The organism is Gordonia insulae, from assembly GCF_003855095.1.
Taxonomy (GTDB): domain Bacteria; phylum Actinomycetota; class Actinomycetes; order Mycobacteriales; family Mycobacteriaceae; genus Gordonia; species Gordonia insulae.
The window spans coordinates 4,175,858-4,201,338 of record NZ_CP033972.1 but is presented as its reverse complement, the minus strand read 5'-3'; the positions used below and the strand labels follow the sequence as shown (position 1 = coordinate 4,201,338).

At 67.3% G+C, this 25,481-nt stretch carries 22 protein-coding genes; 13 read left to right on the top strand and 9 right to left on the bottom strand.

Features of this window, described 5'->3' with window-relative positions; all coding sequences use genetic code 11:
* Window positions 1–80: 80 nt before the first annotated feature.
* Window positions 81–1,868, top strand: a complete 1,788-nt coding sequence (locus tag D7316_RS19095) for a sigma-54-dependent Fis family transcriptional regulator (RefSeq protein ID WP_331852575.1) — start codon at window positions 81–83, stop codon at window positions 1,866–1,868.
* A gap of 4 nt (window positions 1,869–1,872) precedes the next feature.
* On the opposite strand, the gene D7316_RS19090 is transcribed toward D7316_RS19095, so the two are convergent.
* Window positions 1,873–2,373 (bottom strand): Rho termination factor N-terminal domain-containing protein, encoded by a 501-nt coding sequence (locus D7316_RS19090; protein ID WP_124709667.1) that lies wholly within the window; start codon window positions 2,371–2,373, stop codon window positions 1,873–1,875.
* Window positions 2,374–2,550: 177 nt separating this feature from the next.
* Between D7316_RS19090 and D7316_RS19085 the strand changes: the two genes are divergently transcribed.
* Window positions 2,551–2,823, top strand: a complete 273-nt coding sequence (locus tag D7316_RS19085) for an SAP domain-containing protein (RefSeq protein ID WP_164473820.1) — start codon at window positions 2,551–2,553, stop codon at window positions 2,821–2,823.
* A 23-nt stretch (window positions 2,824–2,846) separates the two neighbouring features.
* Here the strand turns inward: D7316_RS19085 and D7316_RS19080 are convergent, their stop codons facing one another.
* Window positions 2,847–3,665, bottom strand: a complete 819-nt coding sequence (locus D7316_RS19080; protein WP_124709665.1) for a helix-turn-helix transcriptional regulator — start codon at window positions 3,663–3,665, stop codon at window positions 2,847–2,849.
* A 139-nt stretch (window positions 3,666–3,804) separates the two neighbouring features.
* Here D7316_RS19080 and D7316_RS19075 point away from each other — a divergent pair, with 139 nt between their 5' ends.
* Window positions 3,805–5,379 carry an AMP-binding protein gene (locus D7316_RS19075; RefSeq protein WP_124709664.1) on the top strand — a complete coding sequence of 525 codons (1,575 nt, stop codon included), beginning with the start codon at window positions 3,805–3,807 and terminating at the stop codon, window positions 5,377–5,379.
* Between the two features lie 124 nt (window positions 5,380–5,503).
* A complete protein-coding gene (locus tag D7316_RS19070) occupies window positions 5,504–6,064 on the top strand; it encodes a DinB family protein (RefSeq protein WP_124709663.1) in 561 nt (186 codons plus the stop codon).
* Window positions 6,065–6,069: 5 nt separating this feature from the next.
* Here the strand turns inward: D7316_RS19070 and D7316_RS19065 are convergent, their stop codons facing one another.
* Together D7316_RS19065 and D7316_RS19060 are read right to left on the bottom strand one after the other, a co-directional pair.
* Window positions 6,070–8,325, bottom strand: a complete 2,256-nt coding sequence (locus tag D7316_RS19065) for a molybdopterin-containing oxidoreductase family protein (protein WP_124709662.1) — start codon at window positions 8,323–8,325, stop codon at window positions 6,070–6,072.
* Between the two features lie 84 nt (window positions 8,326–8,409).
* Window positions 8,410–8,979, bottom strand: coding sequence for a TetR/AcrR family transcriptional regulator (locus tag D7316_RS19060; RefSeq protein WP_232016980.1), 570 nt, complete (start codon window positions 8,977–8,979; stop codon window positions 8,410–8,412).
* An 86-nt stretch (window positions 8,980–9,065) separates the two neighbouring features.
* On the opposite strand from D7316_RS19060, the gene hpnE reads away from it, so the two are divergent.
* A complete protein-coding gene (gene hpnE / locus D7316_RS19055; protein ID WP_124709660.1) occupies window positions 9,066–10,475 on the top strand; it encodes a hydroxysqualene dehydroxylase HpnE in 1,410 nt (469 codons plus the stop codon).
* 54 nt (window positions 10,476–10,529) lie between these two features.
* Window positions 10,530–11,987, top strand: coding sequence for a flavin-containing monooxygenase (locus tag D7316_RS19050; protein WP_232016979.1), 1,458 nt, complete (start codon window positions 10,530–10,532; stop codon window positions 11,985–11,987).
* A gap of 7 nt (window positions 11,988–11,994) precedes the next feature.
* On the opposite strand, the gene D7316_RS19045 is transcribed toward D7316_RS19050, so the two are convergent.
* The gene (locus tag D7316_RS19045; RefSeq protein ID WP_124709658.1) at window positions 11,995–13,527 is read right to left on the bottom strand and encodes a molybdopterin-dependent oxidoreductase; all 1,533 of its coding nucleotides are present in this window, start codon (window positions 13,525–13,527) and stop codon (window positions 11,995–11,997) included.
* A 239-nt stretch (window positions 13,528–13,766) separates the two neighbouring features.
* On the opposite strand from D7316_RS19045, the gene D7316_RS19040 reads away from it, so the two are divergent.
* The 7 genes from D7316_RS19040 to D7316_RS19010 all read left to right on the top strand — a co-directional run bounded on the left by D7316_RS19040 (window position 13,767) and on the right by D7316_RS19010 (window position 22,472).
* Complete coding sequence (locus D7316_RS19040) at window positions 13,767–14,438, top strand: fasciclin domain-containing protein (RefSeq protein WP_124709657.1); 672 nt, start codon at window positions 13,767–13,769, stop codon at window positions 14,436–14,438.
* Between the two features lie 248 nt (window positions 14,439–14,686).
* The gene (locus D7316_RS19035; RefSeq protein WP_124709656.1) at window positions 14,687–15,037 is read left to right on the top strand and encodes an L-rhamnose mutarotase; all 351 of its coding nucleotides are present in this window, start codon (window positions 14,687–14,689) and stop codon (window positions 15,035–15,037) included.
* 89 nt (window positions 15,038–15,126) lie between these two features.
* A complete protein-coding gene (locus D7316_RS19030) occupies window positions 15,127–16,530 on the top strand; it encodes an MFS transporter (RefSeq protein ID WP_232016978.1) in 1,404 nt (467 codons plus the stop codon).
* A gap of 99 nt (window positions 16,531–16,629) precedes the next feature.
* Window positions 16,630–17,790, top strand: a complete 1,161-nt coding sequence (gene rhaI / locus D7316_RS19025; protein WP_124709655.1) for an L-rhamnose isomerase — start codon at window positions 16,630–16,632, stop codon at window positions 17,788–17,790.
* Window positions 17,791–17,824: 34 nt separating this feature from the next.
* Entirely contained in the window at window positions 17,825–19,864 is a 2,040-nt protein-coding gene (locus D7316_RS19020) for a bifunctional aldolase/short-chain dehydrogenase (RefSeq protein WP_124709654.1), read from the top strand.
* Window positions 19,861–21,342 (top strand): rhamnulokinase, encoded by a 1,482-nt coding sequence (locus D7316_RS19015; protein ID WP_124709653.1) that lies wholly within the window; start codon window positions 19,861–19,863, stop codon window positions 21,340–21,342. Before D7316_RS19020 ends, D7316_RS19015 begins: the two co-directional genes overlap by 4 nt.
* Before the next feature lie 89 nt (window positions 21,343–21,431).
* Window positions 21,432–22,472, top strand: coding sequence for a LacI family DNA-binding transcriptional regulator (locus tag D7316_RS19010; RefSeq protein ID WP_124711436.1), 1,041 nt, complete (start codon window positions 21,432–21,434; stop codon window positions 22,470–22,472).
* On the opposite strand, the gene D7316_RS19005 is transcribed toward D7316_RS19010, so the two are convergent.
* From D7316_RS19005 to D7316_RS18990, 4 genes are all read right to left on the bottom strand, one after another.
* A complete protein-coding gene (locus tag D7316_RS19005; RefSeq protein WP_124709652.1) occupies window positions 22,466–23,164 on the bottom strand; it encodes an NrtR DNA-binding winged helix domain-containing protein in 699 nt (232 codons plus the stop codon). The genes D7316_RS19010 and D7316_RS19005 overlap by 7 nt on opposite strands.
* 68 nt (window positions 23,165–23,232) lie before the next feature.
* A complete protein-coding gene (locus D7316_RS19000) occupies window positions 23,233–23,688 on the bottom strand; it encodes a hypothetical protein (protein WP_124709651.1) in 456 nt (151 codons plus the stop codon).
* Between the two features lie 6 nt (window positions 23,689–23,694).
* The gene (locus D7316_RS18995; RefSeq protein WP_124709650.1) at window positions 23,695–24,969 is read right to left on the bottom strand and encodes a hypothetical protein; all 1,275 of its coding nucleotides are present in this window, start codon (window positions 24,967–24,969) and stop codon (window positions 23,695–23,697) included.
* 191 nt (window positions 24,970–25,160) lie between these two features.
* On the bottom strand, window positions 25,161–25,448 hold the full coding sequence (locus D7316_RS18990) for an FmdB family zinc ribbon protein (RefSeq protein WP_124709649.1): 288 nt from the start codon (window positions 25,446–25,448) through the stop codon (window positions 25,161–25,163).
* Window positions 25,449–25,481: the final 33 nt, after the last annotated feature.

The window sequence follows — 25,481 nt, the reverse complement described above, 5'->3', positions numbered from 1 at the left end:
GTGGTGGCTCCCGCGGGGCGACCCGGGGATAATCAATGTGCTGCCGGTCACAGCCATGACCGTCGGTCCAGGTGAAGGAGGTGACGACGCTGATCGACCAGAACGACAAACTGCTGCGCACCGCCGCCGCGCGTGCCGATTTCCTGGAGTACGGTCCGGCGGGCGCGGTCGGGGTGACAGACGTCGTCGCCGCATCATGGGAACGCAGCAAGTCGGCCGGTGTCGACGCGGACCTGTATTCCGTCCCCTTCCACGAGGACATCGACTTCGATTCCCGTCTGGTGCGCTGCGCTCGGCCCGTCATCGAACGACTCACCGACGACATGGCCGACGTACCCCTGACCATCGCCCTCACCGATGCGCACGCCCGTATCGTCGATCGCCGCGACTGCTCGACGGCGGTCGGTCGCGTGCTCGATCGCGTCGACTTCCAGCGCGGGTTCTCCTTTGAGGAGAGCAGCGTCGGGACCAACGGTGTCGGCACCGTCTTCGAGGTCGGGGCCGCGGTGAGCGTGGTGGGTTCCGAGCATTTCAACCAGAAACTGGTGCAATTCGCCTGCACCGGCGCACCGATCCTCGATCCGATGACCGGGCGGGTGGCCGGCGTGCTCGACGTGAGCATGCTCGCCGACAGTTGGAGCTCCTTGATCCACGCACTCGTACGGTCTGCTGCCGCCGACATCAGTCGCAACCTCTTCCTCGACCGCAGCCAGGCGAAACGGGCACTGTTCGAAAATTACCTCCGGGCCGATTCGCGACCGCGCCAGGCGGTGATGGCCTCGGGGGACACGGTGATCGTGAACGAGCATGCCCGACAACTGCTCTCACCGGATGAGCAGAGCATGATCGCACAGCACGCCGAGTTCCTGCTCACCATGGACGATCGGGTTGCGCACATCGTCACCCTCGATTCTGGGCGCCGAATCCGCCTGCGCGGCAAACAGATCATCTGCCGCGACGAAGTGGTGGGGATCGTCGCACTCCTCGATGAGCAGGTGAACAACGCGGGGACGCCATCGGCTCGTCCGGCCCCCCAGGCATTCGAGCCGAGCGTCCCACATCGCCGGTACGGTGTCGGTCCGATGCGCAGCACCGGCTGGTTGGCCGCGCGGGGCGACACCCTTGCTGCTCTCGCCGGCGGGACCGGGCTCCTGATGATCGGCGAGCCAGGCACCGGCAAGGTGACCATGGTGACGGAATGCTTTGCCGAATTGCACGGTGACACGCCCGTCTTCGTCCTCGACGGCGCGTCCCTGAACACCACCGATATCGCCTTCATCGGGAAATCGACCGATGGTCTCCTCATCATCCGGCACGCCGAGATGATGACCTCCGACGACGAAGAGGTCGCCCTCGAAGCGATCGAGCTAGCAAAAAGTTCCGGACACGCGGTGGCAGCGACATTGCGGGGCGCCCATGCTGGAGAACACACCGTCGGCCGGGTCATCGCGCTGCTGGGACAGTCGGTCACGGTTCCCCCAATGCGATTACGCACCGTGGATGTCCCCGCGCTCGTCGCACGAACACTGCATGATCTCGCCCCGCAGCGGCAGGTTCGACTCAGTCCCAGGGCCCTTCGGGTGGTGACCGCATTCTCCTGGCCGCGCAACATCACTCAACTACGGGAAGCGTTGCACTGGTCGTTGCAGCGTCGGCCGGTGGGCGAGATCCAGGCCGAAGACCTCCCTGGTTTCTGCCGGACATCGGGCACGCGAACTCTGACGCCGCTGGAAACCACCGAACGCGACGCCATCGTCAGGGCTCTCGAGGAGGCCTGCGGCAATCGGATGCATGCCGCAGCCGCACTGGGTATGTCGCGAAGCTCGCTCTACCGCAAACTCCGCGCATACTCGATCACCGGGCTGTGAGTAGTCAGCCCAGTGCGTCGATCAACTGTGCCTTCGTCATCGTCGAATAGCCTTTGATGCCCTTGCCTTTTGCCTCGGCTCGCAATTGCGCCACGGTCGGACCCTTGGACGCCGGAGCCTTCTTGGCAGGCGCCTTCGCGGCCGGGGGCTTCACTGTGGCTGCCGGTTTCGGCGTGGGCTTGGGCGCGGGGTCGGGTGTGGCTGTCGCGTCCGGAAGGCCGGGCACCTTGGCGGCCGCCGGGTCGGCGTCAGCGGCCGGCTTCAGAGGTTTCGGCGGTGTGGAAGGTTTCGGGGCGACCGCTGGCGCCGGCGCGCTCTTCTCGTCATCCGACCCGCCACCCTTGCCCTGACCGATCAGCTTGAGGAGCTCGGTCCGCAACGCTGACGCGTCCTGCTCGGCCTTCTTGAGCCGCTTCTTCGCTTCCTTGTCGACGCGGGCAAGTTCCTGCTTCAACCGCTCGACCTCGGTCTCGAGGCGACCGATCAACTTGCGCTTCTTGGTCATGACATCCCCTCGTCGTCGTGGCTATCGCCACCTTAGAACGGATCCGGCACATCGGGCGCCGACCCGCTGGTCCGTTTCGATTCCGCAACGAACGGGAACGCTCGCCTCGCCGATCGCGCCGGCGTCGGCGTACGAGCAGTCCCGTAGCGCGGGGCGACACAAAGGAGGAGGGCGATCATGCCAGGTCAGAAGGAGCCCGGCCCATCCGTCAAGGACGACGAGCTGTACGAGAAGCTCCGCGACGAGGGCAACTCCAAGGAGAAGTCGGCCCGTATCGCGAATGCGGCGAACAACGAGTCCCGATCCTTTGTCGGAGAGAAGGGCGGCAAGTCCGGGTCGTATGAGGACTGGACGGTCGACGAACTGAAGGATCGCGCAAAGGAACTCGATCTCTCGGGTTACTCGGACCTGAACAAGGACGAGCTCATCGAGAAGCTCCGCAACCACTGATCGCGGTGGAGCGTCGGCGTCGCTCAGCCGGGTAGCAGCCCCGCGCGCCGCGCGAGGACAACAGCCTCGATGCGGGTCGACGCACCGAGCTTGCCCATCGCGTCCCTCATGTAGCCCTTCGCCGTCTGGACGCCGATGCCGAGGTCCTCGGCGATGCGGGCATTGCTGTGCCCGAGTGCGGCCAGCGCGAGGACGTCCTCTTCGCGCCGGGTCAGCGAGACACTCGGGCCCGGAACCGACCCGCTGTCGACGAGGGTCTCGGAGATGCGATGGAGCTCCGCGGCGAGCACGTCATCGTCGACGGACCGGCCGAGTACGCGCAGCTTGCCGTAGGCCTCGGTCAGCCGGTCACGCAACTCGTCCGCCTCGGTGACCGCGTCACCCTGTCCCATCACCCGGGATGCGACGATCTGTTGTTCCAGCGCGCGCGCCTCGCCGGAGAGGACGTCGAAGGTGCGGGCACCGATCGGGGCGTCGGTGTGCAGTGCCCCGTAGAGCACCGCGACCGGTCGACGGTCGACGATCACCGGAACCGCCGCCATCGCACGAAGCCCCTCGGTGGCGATGATCGTGTTGTACCGATGGGTGATGCTCGGCGTACGCAGATAGTCGTCGACGGCGACCGGGCGCTGCACGCTGATGACCTTGCCGCCGAGGCCGTGACCGGCATCCACCGCGACCCCGGCCAGCGCGCCCGCCGTGTTCCCGACGAAGTGTTCGAGCCGCAGGCTCTGCCGCTTCGGCGTCGCCGCGGAGGAGACCATGCCGGCGAAGGCCAACGAGACGCCGCTCGATCGGCGTATCCGCCGCAATGCATCCATCACCAAGGATGTCTCGCTCATGTCACCTCCGCCCAGTTTCCGACCCCTCTTCGGGGGGTGTTCCCGGCGCCGCCAGGCGCGCAGAATGTGACTCAGCTTACCCGGACCGGTTTCGACCTGGCCCGATCGAATCATTCCCCGGCATCCCCAGAGGTTCACGATGACGCAGACCGCCCCCGTCCCCGCCGACCACGCCTCCGTCGCGGACACGCTCGACGCCTGGCTCACCACCTTCGGCGACACCGATGCGAACGCCGCCGAGCTTCTCGTCGACCGTCACGACCCGTCGGCGGTCGCCTTCACCACCATCGATATCGACGGTGATCGCCTGACGACCGTCGATCTCACCTACGGTGCCCTGGCAGACGCCTCCAAGCGATTCGCCACGGCTCTCGCCGACCTCGGTGTCGGGCGGGGCGACACCGTCGGAGTCCTGATGGGCAAGCGTTCCGAGCTCGTGGTCTCGCTGCTCGCCATCGCGCGCCTCGGTGCGGTGTACATCCCGTTGTTCACCGCGTTCGCGCCTCCGGCGATCGAGATGCGACTGACCGCTGGCGCCGCGCGTGTGGTGATCACCGAACCCAGCCAGGCCGACAAGCTCGACGGCATCGGGGGGATCACCACCATCGTCGCGGGCGATCAGTTCGATGCGCTCGTCACCGGCAACGATCCGGTCGCCGAATCCGTCTCGGTGGGCGGCGACGGCTCGCTCATCCTGTTGTTCACCAGTGGCACGACCGGTGCACCGAAAGGCGTCCCTGTCCCGGTTCGTGGCCTCGCGTCGTTCTGTTGCTACATGCACTACGGGCTCGACGTCTCCGCCGACGACGTCTTCTGGAATGCCGCCGACCCCGGCTGGGCCTACGGCCTCTACTACGGCATCCTCGGTCCGCTGGCGCTCGGGCGTCGAAACCTGTTGCTGCACGCCGGCTTCTCCGCCGAGCTGACCGCCCGCATCATCCGGGAACTCGGCGTCACCAACTTCGCCGCGGCTCCGACGGTCTACCGGACACTCTCCAAGGACCCGTCGTTCACCGGCTTCTCGCTGCGGCGGGCGTCGTCGGCGGGCGAGCCGCTGACCCCCGACGTCATCGATTGGGCACTGTCCGCGCTGCAGACCGAGGTCCGGGATCACTACGGTCAGACCGAGCACGGCATGTTCATCAACAACCACTGGCATCCCGACGTCGCCGAGCCGCTCGTCCCGGGATCGATGGGCAAGCCGATGCCCGGATTCGCCGCCGGCATCGTCGACGGTCAGATCGCCATCGACGTCGAGCAGAGTCCGCTGATGTGGTTCACCGGTTACCTCGACGCCCCGGACAAGACCGCTGCCCGGTTCACCGATGACAAGAAGTGGTACCTGACCGGTGACACCGGTCGCGTCGACGAGGACGGCCGCTACTTCTTCTCGGCCCGCGACGACGACGTGATCATCATGGCCGGCTACCGCATCGGGCCGTTCGACGTGGAGAGCGTCCTGATCACCCACGCATCCGTGGTCGATGTCGCGGTCGTCGGACGCCCCGACGAACTGCGGGGTGAGGTACTCGAGGCGTTCGTGGTGCTCGCCGACGGCGTGGTCGGCAGCGACGAACTCGAACGCGAGCTCCAGCAACTGGTGAAGACGGGTTTCGCCGCCCACGCCTATCCACGCACCGTGCATTTCGTCGACTCGTTGCCCAAGACCCCGAGCGGCAAGATCCAGCGATTCATCCTCCGCAAGCAAGAGTGAGGCGCCCGCTCGGCGAAGATCGTTCACCGGCATTCTCTCCACCGGATTCAATGCGGACCGGAACTGTCCGCAATCCCGAATAGCGTTGTGTCCAGATCATCAAGGACAACGAGAGGGAACCATCATGGCCGGCACCTACACTCCCGTCGCACTACCGTTCACCGTCAGCGGCGAGAAGGAGGATCTGCTGACGCTTCTCGCCGATCAGCGGGCGATGTTCCGGGTCACCCTCAAGGGCATCACCGAGGAGCAGGCCCGGCAACGCACCACGGTCAGCGAGCTGACCCTGGGCGGTCTGGTGAAGCACCTCGCCCAGGGCGAGAAGGCCACGCTCGAGGAACTGGTCGAGCGGGACGAGAACGCCGAGTTCGACATCAGCGGTGTCGCGGACGCCTACAACCTCCGCGACGACGAGACGCTCGCCGACTGGATCACCGAATATGACCAGACCGCGGCCGCCCTCGACGAGTACGTCGCGAACGTCGACAGTCTCGATGAGCTCATCCCGCAGATGACCGCGCCGTGGCAGCCGGAGCGGGAGTGGTGGACGATCCGGAAGATGATGCTGCACAAGCTTCGTGAGACCGCCCACCATGCCGGCCACGCCGACATCATCCGCGAGGCGCTCGACGGCCAGACGACGATGGCCGCGCTCTACGACGGCCCGGAGATCGACTGGAGCTGATCCGGTCAGCTCATCGAGGCGTTCGCACTCGTCGACGCATCGCGCACCGGAATGTCCGGCGCGGCGGACTCGAGCGGCGACACCTCGATGGGCACCCCGGTCATGTTCGCCATACCCGCCAGTCGCTCCAGATCGTCAGGATTCGACGAGATCAGCGCGTTCACGTTGGCGCCGCCGGTGCCCAGATCGTTGGCCGCGGCGGCGTTCGCGCGCGTCCAGCCGCCGGAGCCGTTGTGCCCCCAACCGTGCGGGATCGCCACGACGCCGGGCTTGATGTCGTCGATGACACTGACCGCCAACCGAATCCGGCCGTGCATCGAGCGCACCTCCACCAGATCCCCTTCGCCGATCCCGCGCGCCCGGGCATCGTCGGAATGCATCCGCGCCGTGTGCCGACGACCGCCGCGGAGCAACATCGGCGCGTTGTGCTGCCAGCTGTTCTCCGAGCGGATCTCCCGCATGCCGATGAGGCGTAGGGGAAGCGGGGGATCATCGTCGGTGGGCAGCCGATCGATCTCGGCCAGCAGATCAGGGTCGTCGACGCGGACCTTCCGGCCCCGGTGCGTCACCACCTTCCGCAGCGCTCCCGGGGTCAGGTGGTCGGCGACGACGACTCCGTGTGGCTTCTCCTCGACCAGTTTCCGGTAGGTGAGGCCACCTCGACTGAAGCCGAAGTGGTTGCCACCCTGGCCGATCCGCACCACGAGGTCGGACAACATCCGCGGGCTCGGCACCCGGCCGAGCACCGACGACACGGTGTTGATCGCATGCAGCGCGGCGAGCATCGGCGCACGACGTGCGAGCACACCGACCAGTTCGTTGATGACCGTCCACTCCTCACGCGCCTCGCCACGAGGCGTGATGACCGGATCGGTGGCCTGCTTGAACGGTGTGGTGAACAGCATCTGGAACGGGAGGAGGAAGTCGCCACGTTCGTACATCGTGGTCGCGGGGAGGATGTAGTGGGCGTGCGCATTGGTCTCGTTGCGATAGATGTCGAGTGACACCAGCAGATCGAGGCCGTCGAGCGCAGCACTCAGTTCGTCACCGTTGGGTACCGACAACACGGGGTTGCCCGCACTCACGAACAACGCGCGCAATTGCCCTGGCCCGGGCGTGAGCATCTCCTTGGCCATCACCGACGCCGGTGCCGTACCCAGCACCTGCGGAAGATTGCCCACCCGACTCCGCCGGCCGGCCCAGGTGAACGTCGAGACATGCTGCAGTGCGGTCATTCCCAGCCTCTGCCCGGGGACGCCGAGGTCGCCGAACATCGATCCGCCGACGACGTCGAGGTTGCCCGCCACGAGATTGACGATGTCGAGGAGCGCGGTGGTGAGGGTTCCGGTCCGCCCCAGCGACGTGCCGACCCGGCCGTAGACCGCCGCCCGCTCGGTGCCGGCCAGCGCGCGCGCCAGTTCCCGGATGACCTCGGGCGCCACATCGGTGCGACGCGCGACCACCTCGGGCGAGAACTCCGCGACGACTCCCCGCAGGGTGTCCATGCCCGATGCCTGCCGCGCCAGGCGTTCCGCATCGGCCAGACCCTCATCGAACATCACATGCAGCAACGCCAGCAGGAGCAGGGCATCGGTGTCCGGGACGATGGGCAGCCATTCGAACTCGCGCGCGGTCTCGGTGCGTCGCGGGTCCACCACGACGACGCGACCACCCCGATCGGTGATCGCGTTCAACCCCTCGCGGATGCGCGGCGAGCTCATCACACTGCCATGGGAGACAACCGGATTGGCGCCGACGATGACCAGGAGCTCGACGCGGTTGATGTCGGGGATGGGCACCGCGGTGGGATTGCCGTACAGGAAGTGACTGGCGACGAATCTGTTGTTCACGTCCTGCGACCCGGCCGAATACGAGTGCGGGGTACCGAGCAGGCTCATGAATGCACCGGACCAGAGGGTGTGGCCGGTCGAGAAGGTCGCCGGGTTGCCGAGATACCACCCGATACCCGAGTTCCCATGGCGGCGTTGGACATCCCGCAGCTTCGTGCCGATCTCCGTCATCGCGGTATCCCACGACACCTGCTCGAACTCTCCGTCGCGGCTTCTGCGCAGCGGGTACAGCACACGATCCGGATCGTTGACGATCTCGGTGAACGCGACGCCCTTCGGACAGGCGAACCCCTTCGACAGCGGGTGATCCTTGTCCGGCCGCAGGGCGATCAGGCGATCGTCCTCGACAGTCGCGATCATCCCGCACAGTGGCTCACAGATCCGGCAGTAGGTGACCTTGTCCTCGCGCATGGCGCTCCCGTGTTGAGTGACCCCGTTCACATCTGGCAACAAGTGTTGCACGATTGCCGCCGGGTCGCGAGGCCCGTCTGGTCGTCATCGACGCGCGGGCACCACCGCGTTGCCGAAGGCGATCTGCGCCTGCGACCGCGCGGCGTCGAGGGTCATCGCGTCACGCTCGACCAGGCCGACCGCACCGACGACCAGCATCGCCATCTGGCCGGCGGCGAACACGGGGTCCAACCGCACGTCGATCTCACCCTGGCTCTGACCGCGCCGGATGGTCCGGACGACCGGCAGGGTCGCGGCCGCCTCCATCTCGAACATCCCGGGGTCCGTGCGCCGATACATCAGGATGAACCGGTAACGCTCACCGATGGTGATCGCATCGTCGAGGTAGCCGCGCAACGCGGGCACCACCGGACCTTCGGTCGGCAACTGCTCCGACAGCGCGGCGGTGTCGGCCAGGACAGCATGGTGCAGGGCCGTCAGCAGCTGTTCCCGGTTGGTGAAGTGGCGATACAGCGTCGCGCGGTTCACCCCGACCGCCTCGGCTATCTGCTGCATCGAGGAACTGGGCGACTGGCCGAGCAGGGTGATCGCACCCTCGATGATTGCCGCGCGGTTGCGTTCGACGTCTGCACGTACTTGCGCGTCCGCAGTCACCGGCTTAGCGTACATGCAACATCGATGTCGCACTTTGTCGGCGACGGTGGCAGTCCACAACGCTTTCCTGCAGGGGTCGGGGCCGCATGACAGCTACGCAGCAGTTCACCAGCCAGGACGATCCGGATGCCGGTGATCCGGTCATCGTCGCCGGTGGAGGGCTCGCCGGACTCGCCACCGCCGTCTGGCTCGCGCGTGACGGCGTACCCGTCACCGTCGTCGAGAAGCGCGGGCGCCTGGGCGGGCGCACGATGTCCTTCGAGGTGCCCGGCGTCGACGAACTCGTGGACAACGGGCCACATCTGTTCGCCGGCTTCTATGACGCACTCCTGGCCTATGTCGACACCATCGGCAGCCGCGAGAAACTGCTGTGGGACGTGCCGCCGTTCGCCATCCGCACCGGCCCGGATCGTCTGCTGGATTTCGACGGCGGGCCGTCGTGGTTGCCGTTACGCATCCGCCGCTCGCTCGGCGCCCTGTGGATGGCCCGGTTGCCGATCCCGCTGCGGGACCGCCCGGCCGCGGCGATCGCCATGCTGCGGGTCGCTCGGGCGGCCGTCTTCCCGGACATCACCCTCGACGACCTCACCGTCGATGCCTGGTTCACCCGGATCCGCGTGCCGCGATCACTGCGCCGGATCCACCTCGATCAACTGGTGATCGGCCTGCTCAACGAGAAGCCCGACCGGGTGTCGGCGTACACCTTCGTCCAGACACTGCACGTCGGCCTGCGGCGTGCCGTGGCCGGCAACCCGCGCAGCATGGATGCGGTCTGGCCTCGGGTGCCGCTCGACGACCTGTTCGTCTCACCGGCCGTTGAGTACCTGTTGGACCGCGACCACACCGTCGTGATCGGTAATGCGGTGACCGATGTGGAGATCGTCGACGGGCGGGCGACCGGGGTGCACCTCGCCGACGGCACGTTCCGGCCGGCGTCGGCGGTGGTGCTGGCCCTGCCCCCGTGGTCGCTCACCACGCTGCTCGACCGCGGGGTGTTGGGCTCGTACGACCATTTCTCTCCGACCCGCAAGATCGAGGCGGCCCCCATCTCGTCGGTCTACGTATGGCTGGACCGCCCCCTGGGCAACGTCCGCCTGGCCGAGAACCTGCGTGACTGCACCATCGAATGGGTCTTCGACACCGGTCGGATGCAGGGTCGTGACGATCACTGCTACGCCCTGGCGGTGAGTGCGGCCTGGGACGTGGTGCACGCCCGTCGCGACGAGTTCATCGACGCGGCACTGGACTCGTTGCGCAGGCACTATCCCGCGTTCGCCGATGCCGACGTACTGCGCACCCATGTCATCCACCAGCCACAAGCCACATTCTCCGCCCAACCGGGCTTCGAGGAACTACGGTTGCCAACACGGACCCCGGTCGACGGCCTGTTCCTGGCCGGCGACTGGACCGACACCGGGCTTCCGTCGACGATGGAGGCCGCGGCCGGCAGCGCGCAGCAGGCGGTCACGAACGTACTTGCCTACGTACGTGATTGACACGGCGCCCTTCCCCAGCACCAGCTGGACGGAACTCGACGAGGAGGTTCCCAGGTGAGCGAGACCTACGATGTGATCATCATCGGGGCCGGTTTGTCCGGCATCGACGCCGCCTACCGACTGCGCGAGGAGAACCCCTCCCTGCGCTACCTGATCCTCGAGCGCCGGGAGCGCATCGGGGGAACCTGGGATCTCTTCCGCTACCCGGGAATCCGTTCGGACAGCGACATCTTCACCCTGAGCTTCCCGTTCGAGCCGTGGCAGCGCCCCGAAGCGCTCGCCCAGGGACCGGACATCCGGGAGTATGTCACCGCGACCGCACGCAAACACGGCATCACCGACCACATCCGGTTCGGGCAGCACGTGCAGACCGCCGACTGGGACTCGCGCACCGACACCTGGACGATCACGGTCGAGGGAGATCAGGGCGAGCAGACCCATCACTGCCGATTCGTGTACTTCGCGACCGGCTATTACGACTACGACGAGCCCTACACTCCGCAGTTCGCCGGGCTCGACGACTACACCGGCACGGTCGTGCACCCGCAACATTGGCCCGAGGATCTCGATCACTCCGGCAAGCGGATCGTGGTGATCGGTAGCGGCGCGACCGCGGTCAGCCTCATCCCGTCGCTGGCAGCCACGGCGGACCACGTCACCATGCTGCAACGGTCACCGTCCTACATCGCATCCATGTCCCAGACCCAGCGGCTCAGCCCACTCATCCGGAAAGTCCTGCCCGCCAAGGCCGCTCACCGGGTGATCCGGGCACGCTATGCCGCGCAGACGGCCGCCATGGTGCACGGGCTGCACCGTTTCCCCAGGATCGGCCGCAAGCTCCTCACGTCGGGCGTCGCGAAGGAACTCCCGGAGGATTACCCGGTCGACGTGCACTTCAACCCGACCTATGACCCGTGGGATCAGCGCATGTGCATGGTGCCCGACGGCGATCTGTTCGCGGCCATCACGACCGGCAAGGTGGAGATGGTGACCGATCACGTCGATCGGTTCGACGCGACCGGTATCACCCTGAAATCGGGTCGCCACCTCGACGCCGATGTCGTGGTCACCGCGACGGGGCTGCAGCTCCTCGGCTTCGGCGGCATCCGAATCCGGGTCGACGACGCCGAGGTGAAGCCGCACGACCGGTTCGTCTTCAAGAGTCATCTGCTCGAGGATGTGCCCAACCTCGCCTGGTCGGTCGGATACACCAATGCATCCTGGACACTGCGGGCCGACATGACGGCGCGTGCTGTCGCGAAGTTGCTGCGCTACATGCGCTCTCATGGCTACACACACGCGTATCCGCATTTGGGCGAGGTGTCCATGTCGGCGCAACCGGTGTGGGATCTCAAGGCCGGCTATGTCGAACGTTCGCCCGAGGCACTGCCGAAGTCGGGCACCCACGGACACTGGCGGGTCCGGCACAACTACTACCGCGACGCCATCGATCACCGACTCGACGACGTCGAGGACTCGATGGTGTTCGGACGGGCGCCAGCAGCCGTCTGATCGACCGTCACGCCTCGATCCGCAGAACCCTGCTGTGCCATCCGGTGGCACCGTCGGGGATCGGTGCCACCCGCTGCTCGGGTTGGGTCCGGCCGGCCTTGTCGGTGGCCCGGCAATAGAGGGTGTGCTGACCGGCGGGGGCGTCCCACTCCCAGAACCATTGCCGCCATGTGTCGATCGAGTATTCGGGGGCGAGTTCGGCTTGCTGCCAGGGCCCGTCGTCGACCCGGACCTCGACGCGGTCGATGCCGCGATGCTGCGCCCAGGCGGTGCCCGCGACGATCACCTTTCCGGGCGGCTGCACCGACAACGGAGCCGGGCGATCGATGCGGGACGCCGTCTTGATGGGTCCGCGCACACCCCAACCACGCTTGGTCCAATATGCCTGTGCGCGATCGAACCTGGTGATCTCCCAGTCGACCACCCATTTGCACGCCGACACATACCCGTAGAGACCGGGGATCACCTGACGCACCGGATAGCCGTGCTCCAGGGGCAGCGGTTCACCGTTCATCCCGATGACGAGCATCGCGTCGCGCCCGTCGGTGATCGCCGACAGGGGTGATCCCGAGGTCCAGCCGTCGACGCTGGTCGACAGGAGCATGTCCGCATCGGCGCCGACCCCGACCTGGTCGAGAATGTCCGTCATGGGGAATCCGAGCCATCGCGCGGTACCGGCCAGATCTCCGCCCACCTCGTTGGACACACAGGTCAGCGTCACGATGCGTTCCCGGGCACCCATCGCCATGAGGTCGTCCCACGTGAGGGTCACTTCCTTGTCGACCATGCCGTGGATGCGCAACTGCCAGTCGTCGGTACTCAGTTGCGGGACCTGCAGTGCGGTGTCGATCCGGTAGAAGGTCGCGTTGTCGGTCATGAACGAGGTCGCGCCCTCGACGTCGAGGTCGGCGCCCGGTGGGATCGCCGGGGCCGTCGACGTCGGCGTCGGCAGCCGCAGCCCCATGCGCTCGGCGAGGATGTCGCCGGCGCGGGAGACCTGCCGCGCCACCAGCCCCGATACGGCGGATGCCGCCGCGATGACGCCGACGGCCACCACGAATTGTCGACGACTCCAGCCCTGCTCCGGGTCGTCGGCGGTCCGCGGCGACGACCCCCGACACAGCAAGATCAGTACCGCGCCCGCCACGACCCCGGAGACGATCGGCGGCACCACATAGAGGGGTTGCATCGTCGGTCTGGTGGCCGCCGCGAGGACGCCGAGGCCGGCGAACGCGGCGACCACCACCAGTCCCAGCGGCGGACGCCAGACCTGCACGAGACCGGCCAGTGCGGCCAGCAACACGATGATCGCGGACATGCCGATCATGAGGGCCTGCTTGTCGCCGGTACCGAAGGTCTCGATCGCCCACTCGCGGGCGAAGGCCGGCGAATGGTCGACCAGGAAGGCCGCCACCGCCTGGTAGGGCGATGCGAAACGTGAGATCGGCAGGGCCACGAGTTCACCTGCGGCCACCCCCGCACCGACCGCGACGAATCCGGAGAACACCCCACGCAGTGCTGTCTCTGCCCGCACTCGCATGACGGCCTCCTTCCTCAACAGGAGGTACGCCGACCTGCTGTTCTGCTCCTCGCCCCGGGTTGGGCCTCACGATCTATTCGCGTCCGGCACCACCTTGGATGGGTACGGCGCGATGACGTCGCGAAACACCAAGTGGGACAGCCCGAGAAATCTTCGACCCATCCGGTCCCACCCCGTCACCGAATGCCTCAGTGAGACCCGTCACGCGTCGGGTTCATTCCGAACAGATTGGATCGATCATGGCCCTCAAGGGAATTCAACGTGCCCTGACCGCAACGGCAGGTGCCGCACTGGCCATCGGCCTGATTGCCGGCTGCTCCTCCGATGACAGCACCTCCTCGTCCGACTCGGCCGCGTCCAGCATGGCCCCGATGAGTGGCATGATGTCCGAAAGTGCCTCGCCCTCCATGGCTCCGGCCGCAATGGTCGGCCCGGGCTGCGCGGCGTACGCCGAGGCCAACCCGTCGGGACCGGGATCGGTTGACGGCATGGCGATGGCCCCGGTGGCCACCGCCGCCGCAGCGAACCCGATGCTCAAGACCCTCACCCAGGCCGTATCCGGACAGCTGAATCCGCAGGTCAATCTGGTGGATACGCTGAACAACGGGCAGTACACCGTGTTCGCCCCCACCGACGATGCGTTCGCCAAGCTGCCGCCGGAGACCGTCGAGCAACTGAAGACCGATTCCGCGTTGCTCACGAAAATCCTGACCTACCATGTGGTTTCGGGACAGACCGCACCGGACGCGATCGCCGGTGACCACAAGACCCTCGAGGGTCAGAACCTCACCGTCACCGGCTCGGGCGATGACCTGAAGGTCAACGACTCGGCGGGCGTCGTGTGTGGTGGCGTCAAGACCGCCAACGCCACGGTCTACCTCGTCGACACCGTGTTGATGCCGCCGGCCTGATGTTGATGCCGTCGGCCTGATCCGCGGCAGCGTTTGATCGACGCCCAGACCCCTGTCACTTCCCATCGCGCACTCCGGGAAGCAGGCAGGGGTCTGGGCGTTCGTGCTGTCGGTGGGCCGCGCAACGTCCGGTCGAATCGTGGCGATCCCCTTGACCCGGTCACATCGGATGACCTAATGTGGCTCCAATCACGAATTGAAACGTTTCAACTCGTGGAGCAGACCAGCCGAGCCGAGGAGCGTTCCCGATGCCCACCCACCAGCGCGTGTGCTTCCTGATGCATCTCAAGCCCGAGCGAGTCGACGACTACCTCGAGGCCCACACGGAGGTCTGGCCGGAGATGCTCGACGCCCTCCGGGAGACCGGCTGGCACAACTACTCGCTGTTCCTGCGTCCCGACGACGGCCTCGTCGTCGGCTACCTCGAGACCGACGACTTCGAGCGTGCCTCCGCGGCGATGACCGCGAGCGCGATCAACGCGAAGTGGCAGTCCCAGATGTCCGAGTATTTCCGGCCGGCCGACCCCACCGACTCCGCGGATGGCGCCGATCCCGACACCATCCGCAATCAACTCGTCGAGTATTTCCACCTCGAGTGAGGCAGGTGACCCATCCTCCAGACCGCTCGGCCCCTTGACCACGGCAACGCCCACACTCTCTACTGAGAACCGAACCCGAGGAAGACCCCATGAAAGTAGGAGCACGCTCCACCACCGGATGGCGCGCGACCATCTCGGTTGCGATGTCCAACTACATCGAGGCCGGATCGATCATCGCGATCGCCACCAGCCTCGCCTTCTGGCAGGATGCCTTCGGCATCAGCAACTTCGCGGTCGGCCTGCTGGCCGCGCTGAGCGCCAACGCCTTCGGGGCGGCGATCGGCGCCGCGCTCGGCGGTCCGCTGTGTGATCGCTTCGGCCGCAAGGCGATCTACACCTACGATCTCCTCGTCTACATGGCCGGCGTCCTGATGGCAGCGTTCGCGCTCAACTTCACCATGTTGCTGGCCGCGTTCATCATCACCGGCATCGCCGTCGGGGCCGGAGTGCCCGCGTCGTGGACGTACATCGCCGAGCAGGCGCCGATGACCGAACGCGCGAAGCACGTCGGCACCGCGCAGCTGGCCTGGTCGATCGGCCCACTGATCGGATTCGCACTCGCCGCCGCGCTGGCCCCGCTGGGCCTGCTCGGCTCACGGCTGATCTTCCTGCACCTGTTCGTCGTCGCCGCCGTCGTCTGGTGGATTCGCCAGGGACTGCAGGAGTCGCAGATCTGGAAGGACGAGGGTCGCGACGAAACACGCGAGATGAGCTCGTCGGTCGGCGCACGCGGACTCCGCGGCCTGTTCTCTCGCAAGGTCAACATCACCGCCCTGCTGTTCCTCGGCGGCATCTACCTCTTCTGGAACACCGTTGCCGGCCAGGCCGGGATCTTCATGCCCCGCGTCTACGACACCGCCGGCCTGCACAGCCCGGTCCAGCAGAATCTGCTGCAGGTCCTGGTCTGGGGCTGCACGGTCGCGGCGACGTACTTCGGCTTCATGCGTTACGCCGACCGGATGTCCCAGCGCCTGCTCTACGTGATCGGCGCGGCACTCGGCATCGCCGGCTGGATCATCCTGGTGGCGTTCACCAGCAGCGGCATCCCCACCATGCTGGCGTTCGCCGTGCTCTGGGGCATCTCCAGCGGTATCGGTGCCCAGGCGTTCTACAGCCTGTGGGCCAGTGAGCTGTTCGCGACGCCGTACCGGGCGAGCGCGCAGGGTGTCATGTTCTTCGTCGTCCGCACCGCCACCGGACTGCTCAGCTACTTCTTCCCGACCCTTCTGGCCGCCACCGGGCTGCCCGTCGTCGGAAGCCTGCTGGTCGGCCTGCTCACCGTCGCACTGATCATCGGCGCGGTGTTCGCACCGAAGACCCAGGGCAAGACGCTGCAGGAGATCGAGGTCGAGCGCTACGGCACTCCGATCTCACCCGAGGCGGTCGCACCTTCGGCCGCCGAGGCGAGCGCAGCGACGGGGAGTGTTTCCGAGGCGAGCGCAGCGACGGAGAACGTTTCCGGTATGCCGACCCCGGCACGCACCGTCGTCTGATCCGACTTCGAGCCCAGCCGGCTTGAAACGTTTCACCCGGGGTGATGCCGCCCCCCGCCGTCACCCCGGGTGAAACCCCACCACCGAAGGACTTCTCCGATGACCACCATCGACACCGCCATCCTCGACAACCTCGCGATCGAACTGCCGTCATGGGCGTTCGGGAACTCCGGCACCCGGTTCAAGGTGTTCGGCACTCCCGGCACCCCGCGCACCGTCCAGGAGAAGATCGCCGACGCGGCCGTCGTGCACCGCCTCACCGGGTTGGCACCCAAGGTCGCACTGCACATCCCGTGGGACATCGTCGACGACTTCGCCGCGCTCGGTTCGTTCGCCGGCGATCACGGGGTCGCCCTGGGGACCGTCAATTCCAACACCTTCCAAGACGACGACTACAAGTTCGGCAGCCTCACCCACACCGACAAGACGGTGCGGCAGAAGGCCATCGACCATCACCTGAAGTGCATCGACATCATGGGCGAGACCGGGTCGCGGGACCTGAAGATCTGGCTCGCCGACGGCACCAACTACCCCGGGCAGGGCGACATCCGGGGCCGGCAGGACCGTCTCGCCGAGTCGTTGGCCACCATCTATCAGCACATCGGTGACGATCAGCGACTCGTGTTGGAGTACAAGTTCTTCGAGCCCGCCATGTACATGACCGACGTGCCCGACTGGGGCACCTCCTACGCGCAGGTGACCGCACTCGGCGAGCGCGCCGCGGTGTGCCTGGACACTGGACACCACGCCCCCGGCACCAACATCGAGTTCATCGTCGCCCAGCTGCTGCGCCTCGGAAAGCTCGGGTCGTTCGATTTCAACTCCCGCTTCTACGCCGACGACGACCTGATCGTCGGCGCTGCCGACCCGTTTCAGTTGTTCCGCATCATGTTCGAGGTCATCCGGGGCGGCGGCCTCGACGCCGGCTCCGACGTCGCGCTGATGCTCGACCAGTGCCACAACGTCGAGGAGAAGATCCCCGGCCAGCTGCGATCCGTGCTCAACGTGCAGGAGATGACCACCCGCGCGCTGCTCGTCGATGTCGACGCGCTCACCGCCGCGCAGGAGACCGGAGACGTGCTGGGCGCCAACGCCGTCTTCATGGATGCGTTCTACACCGACGTTCGCCCGATCCTCGCCGCACATCGCGAGGAGCGCGGCCTGCCGGCCGACCCGATGGCCGCCTACGCCGCGTCCGGTCACGCCGAGACGATCGCCGCCGAGCGCGTCGGCGGAACCCAGTCGTCCTGGGGCGCCTGAGCCCGATACCCCTCGATACCAAGGAGATCCAGACATGACCACCAATCCCACGGTCGCCGCTCTCATCGCGCGTTCCAACCGACTCGGCGCGGACCCCAAGAACACCAACTACGCCGGTGGCAACACCTCCGCCAAGGGCACCGACGTCGACCCGGTCACCGGCGAGGACGTCGACCTGTTGTGGGTCAAGGGTTCCGGCGGAGATCTCGGCACCCTGACCGAGGGCGGCCTCGCCGTCCTGCGTCTCGACCGCATGCGCGCGTTGGTCGACGTCTATCCCGGCCTCGACCGCGAAGACGAGATGGTCGCCGCATTCGACTACTGCCTGCACGGCAGGGGCGGCGCGGCACCGTCTATCGACACCGCCATGCACGGGCTCGTCGACGCCGCACACGTCGATCATCTGCACCCGGACTCCGGTATCGCGATCGCGACGTCGGCCGACGGTGAGGCGTTGACGCAGAAGATCTTCGGCGACCGGGTTGTGTGGGTACCGTGGCGTCGTCCCGGTTTCCAGCTCGGGCTGGACATCTCCGCGATCAAGTCGGCCAACCCCCAGGCCATCGGCTGCATCCTCGGCGGGCACGGCATCACCGCGTGGGGAGATTCGTCGGAGGAGGCGCAGGCCCACTCGCTGGAGATCATCGAGACCGCCGAGAAGTTCATCGCCGCCAACGGCAGGCCCCAACCGTTCGGTACACCGCTCGACGGTTTCGGCGCGTTGTCGGAGCCCGCCCGACGCGCCAAGGCCGCCGCCCTCGCCCCGTTCATCCGCGGGTTGGCGTCGATGGACAAGCCGCAGGTCGGACACTTCACCGACACCCCCGCCGTGCTCGAGTTCCTTTCCGGCAGTGAACATCCTCGCCTCGCCGAGCTCGGCACCAGCTGCCCGGACCACTTCCTGCGCACCAAGGTCAAGCCACTCGTGCTCGACCTCCCGGCCGGCGCGACGATCGACGAATGCAAGGAGCGTCTCGCCGAGCTGCACGAGGCCTACCGCGCCGACTACCGCGACTACTACGAGCGTCACGCCACCGCCGACAGCCCGGACATGCGCGGTGCCGATCCGGCCATCGTCCTCGTTCCCGGCGTCGGGATGTTCAGCTACGGCAAGGACAAGCAGACCGCGCGTGTGGCAGGCGAGTTCTACCTCAACGCCATCAACGTGATGCGCGGTGCCGAGGCCGTCTCGACTTACGCCCCGATCGACGAGTCGGAGAAGTTCCGCATCGAATACTGGGCCCTGGAGGAGGCGAAACTCGCGCGCATGCCGAAGCCGAAGCCGCTCGCGACCCGCATCGCGCTGGTCACCGGTGCGGCATCGGGCATCGGCAAGGCGATCGCCCAGCGTCTGGCCGCCGAAGGTGCCTGCGTGGTCATCGCCGACCTGGACGCCGCCAAGGCCCAGGCCACCGCCGAGGAGATCGGCTCCTCCGACGTCGCGATCGGCGTGGCCGCGGACGTCACCGATGAGGCCGCGGTCCAGTCCGCGATCGACGCCACCGTCCTCGCGTTCGGTGGCATCGACCTCGTGGTGAACAACGCCGGGCTCTCGCTCTCGAAGTCGTTGCTGGACACCACCGCCGCGGACTGGGATCTGCAGCACAACGTGATGGCCCGCGGCTCGTTCCTCGTGTCCAAGGCTGCGGCGCGCGCGCTGATCGACCAGAAGCTCGGTGGCGACATCCTCTACATCTCGTCGAAGAACTCGGTGTTCGCCGGACCCAACAACATCGCCTACTCGGCCACCAAGGCCGACCAGGCACACCAGGTCCGACTGCTCGCCGCGGAGCTCGGCGAACACGGCGTCAAGGTCAACGGCATCAATCCCGATGGTGTGGTGCGTGGTTCGGGCATCTTCGCCGGGGGCTGGGGTGCCAAGCGCGCCGCAGTGTACGGCGTCGAGGAGAAGGATCTCGGCAAGTTCTATGCGCAGCGCACCCTGCTCAAGCGTGAGGTGCTACCGGAGAACATCGCCAATGCCGCCTTCGCGCTGTGCAGTTCCGACTTCTCGCACACCACCGGACTGCACGTGCCGGTCGACGCCGGCGTGGCCGCCGCCTTCCTGCGATGACCACCCGAATCCGCTCCGGCCAGGTGGCGGCGATCGATCTCGGCGCCACCAGCGGCCGGGTCATGGTCGCCGATATCGGGCCGGGCCGGCTCGAGTTGGAGCAGGTCGCCCGGTTCGCCAACGACCCGGTCCAGATCTGGGATGGACGTCGGACCGCGCTGCATTGGGATCTTCCCGGGCTGTACAACAGCGCGTGCGCCGGCCTCGCCGAGGCAGGCCGGCAGTGCGACAACCTGGTCGGTGTCGGAGTGGATTCGTGGGCGGTCGACTACGCGATGCTGCGTGAGGGGCGGCTGCTCGGCCTCCCCCATCACTATCGCGACGAGCGCACCGCGGTCGGCGTCGACGCCGTACACGAGCAGCTCAGTCCGGTGGATCTGTACCTGCGCAACGGTTTACAGTTCCTCCCGTTCACCACGATCTATCAGCTCGCGGCAGAGAAGGCGTCGGGCCTGCTCGACGTCGCCGACTCGGCGCTGCTGATCCCCGACCTCATCGGCTACTGGTTGACCGGTGAACGTGGCACCGAACGCACCAACGCGTCGACCACCGGCCTGCTGCGCACCGACGGTCGGTGGGATACGGCGATGCTCGAGCAACTGGGCCTCCCGGCCGACCTGTTCCCGGACATTGTCGAGACCGGCAGCACCCTGGGACCGCTGCTGCCGGCGGTGGCCGAGCATCTCGGACTGAGCCCGGCGACCACGGTGACATCGGTCGCCTCGCACGACACCGCTGCCGCCGTCGCGGCGATCCCGATGGATCCCGAGTCGGCGGCCTACATCTCCTGTGGCACCTGGGGATTGGTCGGCGTGGAACTCCCGGCGCCGGTGGTGTCACGGGCGGGCTGGAAGGCCAACTTCACCAACGAGGTCGGAGCCGACGGTCGAATCCGATTCCTGCACAACGTCATGGGCCTCTGGCTGCTCAGCGAGACGCTCCGACAGTACGAGCGGGACGGCTATCGCGCGGATCTGGCAGAGCTACTCGCCCAGGCCGCCGAGGTGACCACCCCGTTCGACGTCTTCGACACCGACGATCAGACCTTCCTCGCACCGGGCGACATGCCGGCCCGCATCCGGTCCTGGTACGACGAGCGGGGGCTGCGGCCGCCGGAGACCCGTGCGGAGACCGTCCGGGTCATCGTCGAGAGCCTGGCCGCCGCTTTCGCCGACGGAGTGCGGCAAGCCGCCGAGCTGTCCGACACCCCGGTGCAGCGCGTTCACATGGTCGGTGGCGGCTCGCAGAACCGGCTGCTCTGCCAACTCACCGCTGATCGTCTGGGGCTGCCGGTCCTCGCCGGGCCCGTGGAGGCGACCGCGCTGGGCAATGTGCTGATCTCGGCCCGCGCGCACGGACTGATCGAGGGTGATCTGCAGGCGATGCGCACGCTCGTCGCCGCGCAGTTCCCGCCCCACGTGTTCCACCCCCGGACGTCGCGGACGATGGCCGGAGACGCCGTCCTCGCCTCGACCTGACGTCGAACCGCGCGGATTTCCCGCCGAACGAGCCCGCCGCGCCGGTCATTCCACGGACGATCTGGTGTGATGGAGCGGTGGGTGTGAGCATGCGAGACGTCGCCGCGGTGGCCGGTGTGTCGGTCGGCACGGTGTCCAACGTGCTCAACACGCCCGGCAAGGTGGCACCGGCGACGGTGACGCGCGTGCAGGCCGCGATCGACGAGCTCGGGTTCGTCCGCAACGACGCCGCCCGCCAGCTCCGCGCGGGCCGGTCCCGCTGTGTGGGTCTGGTGGTCCTCGACGTCGGGAACCCGTTCTTCACCGACATCGCGCGTTCCGCGGAACGTCGAGCCGGGGATCACGACCTGACCATCCTGCTCGGCACCTCCGACGACGACCCCACCCGGGAACGCACCTACATCGACGCCTTCGACGAGCAACGGGTGTTCGGCCTGCTCGTCTCTCCCGTCGGGGACGATCTCGACCGCCTCGACTCGCTGCGCCGCCGAGGTACCCCGGTGGTCCTGGTCGACCGCGACGGCACCGGCACCCCGTTCGATTCGGTCGCCGTCGACGACTTCGCCGGCGGGCGTCTGGCGGTGTCCCATCTCCTCGACACGGGCTGTCGGCGCGTCGCCTTTGTCGGTGGCCCGGCGACGTTGCGGCAGGTCACGGATCGACGTCGCGGTGCGGCATCCGCGGTATCCGAGGTGCCGGGGGCCACGCTGGAGGTGATCGACACGCCGGCGCTGAGTGTGCTCGCCGGGCGCCACGTCGGAGAGTCGTTGCGGCGCAGAGGCAGTCGCGACCGCCCCGACGGCGTGTTCTGCGCCAACGACCTCCTGGCGATGGGCGTGCTGCAGGCGTTCACGATGCTCGGCGACATCCGGGTCCCCGACGACATCGCGCTGATCGGCTACGACGACATCGACTTCGCGCGTTCCGCGGTCGTCCCACTGTCGTCGATCCGCCAGCCGACGACCCGCATCGGTGCGACGGCGGTCGACCTGCTCATCGCGGCCGCCGCCGATTCGACGTCACGACGAACCCCGGCCAATCCGGTGTTCCAGCCGGAACTCGTCGCTCGGGCGAGCACTGGTGGGACCGCGGGGCCCTCGTCTGATCTGCCCGTCTGGTCGGATCAGTGACTCGGCAGCCGCCATCCGAAGCTCGACGTCGTGTCCGGCAATCGGAACAACCGGGCCGGGCGGCCGCCTCCGACTCTGGTCACCGGGTTCCCGTCGTCGTCGATCTCGACCTCCAACAACGGCTCCACCCGGCGATTGAACGAATCACGCATCAACCGCCGACCCAATACCGCCTCATGGGTCGCCCGCAGGTCGCTGAGGGTGAACGGCGACTCCAGCAGTCGCTCGGGGTCCGGCCGATCCTCGTACCGTTCACGCAGTCCGACAATGGCCCTCGAAAGGATCTCGTCGTGGTCGTACAGGAGGCGCTCGCCGGACGCCAACGTCCCGTCCGCGGTCACCGCCGCCAGTTCGCCCCGGGTGGTGGTCAACTGTGCGGCCGGTAGGGTCACCGCGTGCGCGATGGAGATCGTCCACCCGCGCGGATCGCGGTCGGGCTTGCTGAACACGGCTTGCAGGTGCGGCTCCACGCCGTCGGCCGGTAGGTCCAACTTCTGGCGTAGAACCTCGTGCACCGTGTCCTCGACCCGCTCCCCTTCCCGAACGAATCGGCCGGGCAGCGCCGCCCGACCCTCCTCGTCCCGCAGGATGACCACGCGAAGTGAACGATCGACCACGGTCAGCACCGCGAGATCGACGGCGACATTCGGATGTGGGTAGTCGGCCAACCTCTTCCGCGCGGACCTCGCCATACCCCACACCCTAGGGGATCGTGTCGCCGCGACGACCGCCCTTTGCGCGCCATCGCACTAAGGTGGGTCTACAGCTCCCGCAGCGTGAACCCTTCGGGCACGTCGCGGTGATGGAAGTAGTAGACGAACACCTCGCCTGCCGCATCGGCCGTGAAGACCTCGTTCGGTGTGACCAGGTAGGTGTGTTCGCCGACGTCGATGCCGATGTCGGGCTCGGCGGCGTCGCCTGACGGTCGTCCGACGATGTACTGCCGGTGGCTGCCGTCGGCTTCGCGCCGACGGAGTTCGAGTGTCATCGCGTCGGCGCTGCCACCGGCCTGCAGGAAGGACGACAGCGATTCGTCGCGCTCCGCCTCGGTCAACTCGTCGGGCCATTCCTGGCGCACGAGGCGGGAGAGGATGACGTGGTTCTCCTCTCCACCGTCGAGAACCGTCAGGGGATGGGTGAGCAGACGGGTCTGCTCGTCGGGTCCAAGCGTGGCGGTCGTACCGTCCGAGAACTCGTACAGATGAGTCGGTTTCATCGTCGCCTACTCCGGTGCCTTGATGTCGATGACATTCGTGATCTTAACTTTGGTGCCATCGGGGAGCGTCACCTGCGCCGGGCGCTCGGGACTCACCATGTCGTCGAACTTCTTCTGCCATGCGTCCTTGGTCGCGCCGCCGCTCTTGACCTCGATACCGGTGTACGTTCCGTCGCCGTTGGGCATCAGTCCGTCGTAGTAGCGTCCCCGGGGCACGCCGTCGATCGACGCCCGCTTCTGGTCCCGGATGATCGGCGTGCCGGTTCGCTTCTCGAGGTTGTCGAGCTCGCGTTTCTCCGCCTCCTTGCCGCTCCGCCCGTCGTTGCCCTTCGAGTAGCGGCCCCGAGTATCGCGGCCGTCGCCTCGATCGGTCCGGTCGTTGTCGCCGGGTGCGGACTGTTTCGGCGCGGGTTCGGCAGGCTTCGGCGCCTTCGGTGCCGACGGTGCCCCCTTCGGACCACCGAAGCCGGGGAGTCCACCACCGCGAGGGATGGGGATCTCGACCGGCGGGAGCTCGACGAACGGGTTCTCGTTGTCGACGATGCCGTCGTGGTTGTTGTCGACGCCGTCGAGCCCCGGGCTGTCCATCGGCGTGGCCGGCGTGGTGTCTCCCCGCGGCGAGCGCGGCGACGGTGGGGTCAGAATCCGCGCGGGCGGGTCACGCCGGTCCGACTGCCGGTCCGTCTCGGACGAGCGGTTCTTCTTGTTGTCTCCGGGCCGGCCGTGCGAGTTCTGGCCGGCCGACGAATCCGGACGCGCCGAGGTCTTCGGGGTGCTCTTGTTCGGACCACGGTTCGCCGATGGGCCGGATCGCTTGTCGCCCAGATCGGACCTGTCGGCGCGCTCCTGCTTCCGGTCACGGTCCCGCTTACTGCTGTCGCGGTCGTTGCGCTGGGTGGCGTTCGGAGCCTTCGTCCCGGGGGAGAACTTGTGCGGATCGCGGTCCGGTTTCGCCGGCGACTTGCGAGGTGTCGATGGCTTCTTCGGGCTCACCGGATTCGACGGACGCTGCGTGCCAGGGGAGCTCGACGTCCCGGGCGAGGAGGGCGAGGTGTTTCGCGGCCCCGACGTCCCGGGCGAAGGGCGCGGGTTCATCTTGTGGGCCTCGGGCCCCCGGTTCGACGACGACGGCGGCTTCGCCTTCTGGCTCTTACCTGCACCCGGGTTCGACTGGGTCGTTCCACTGCTCCGTGGCGACGCGGCAAGGGCCTGTGTCACGGGCAGGGAGCCGATGAGGATCACCGCCAACGCGGTGATGCACGCACCGATCAAGGAGGTCATGCGGCTGGAGAATCGCGCGGGAGATCTCATGTGTCTCGACCCGTCTGTCATAGGTGGATGGTCTCGAGGTGACAGTAGGTCGACCACATCGTCGGATCACAGACCTGACGACGAAAGTCCTTCATCCGGACGACACGGAAACACACCGATGTCGGCCCGATCCCCTCACCGAGAACGATCCCGTGCGGGCCTCAGGGTCTCGGTAGCTTGCGATGCAATGGATTCGACGAGACCGGCGTCGCGCGGCGGCGGCGTCCGGGCACGTTCGACACCACGGCCGGGGTCTCCGCGGTGGCCCGGGTCGCATCATGCAGGCGCATCGCCGCCGGGTCGCTCGCGCCCAGTGCCGGCGTCCCGATCACCCGCCGGGCGCCTGTTCCACATCCGGGGCAGTTCGCCGAATCCGGGATCGCCGCCATCGGGTGGCGCTCGGTGAAATCGCTGCAACCGTCGCCGCAGCGGTACACGTAGGTCGGCATGTCAACACCATAGTCGTTCGGCGACAGTCAGAT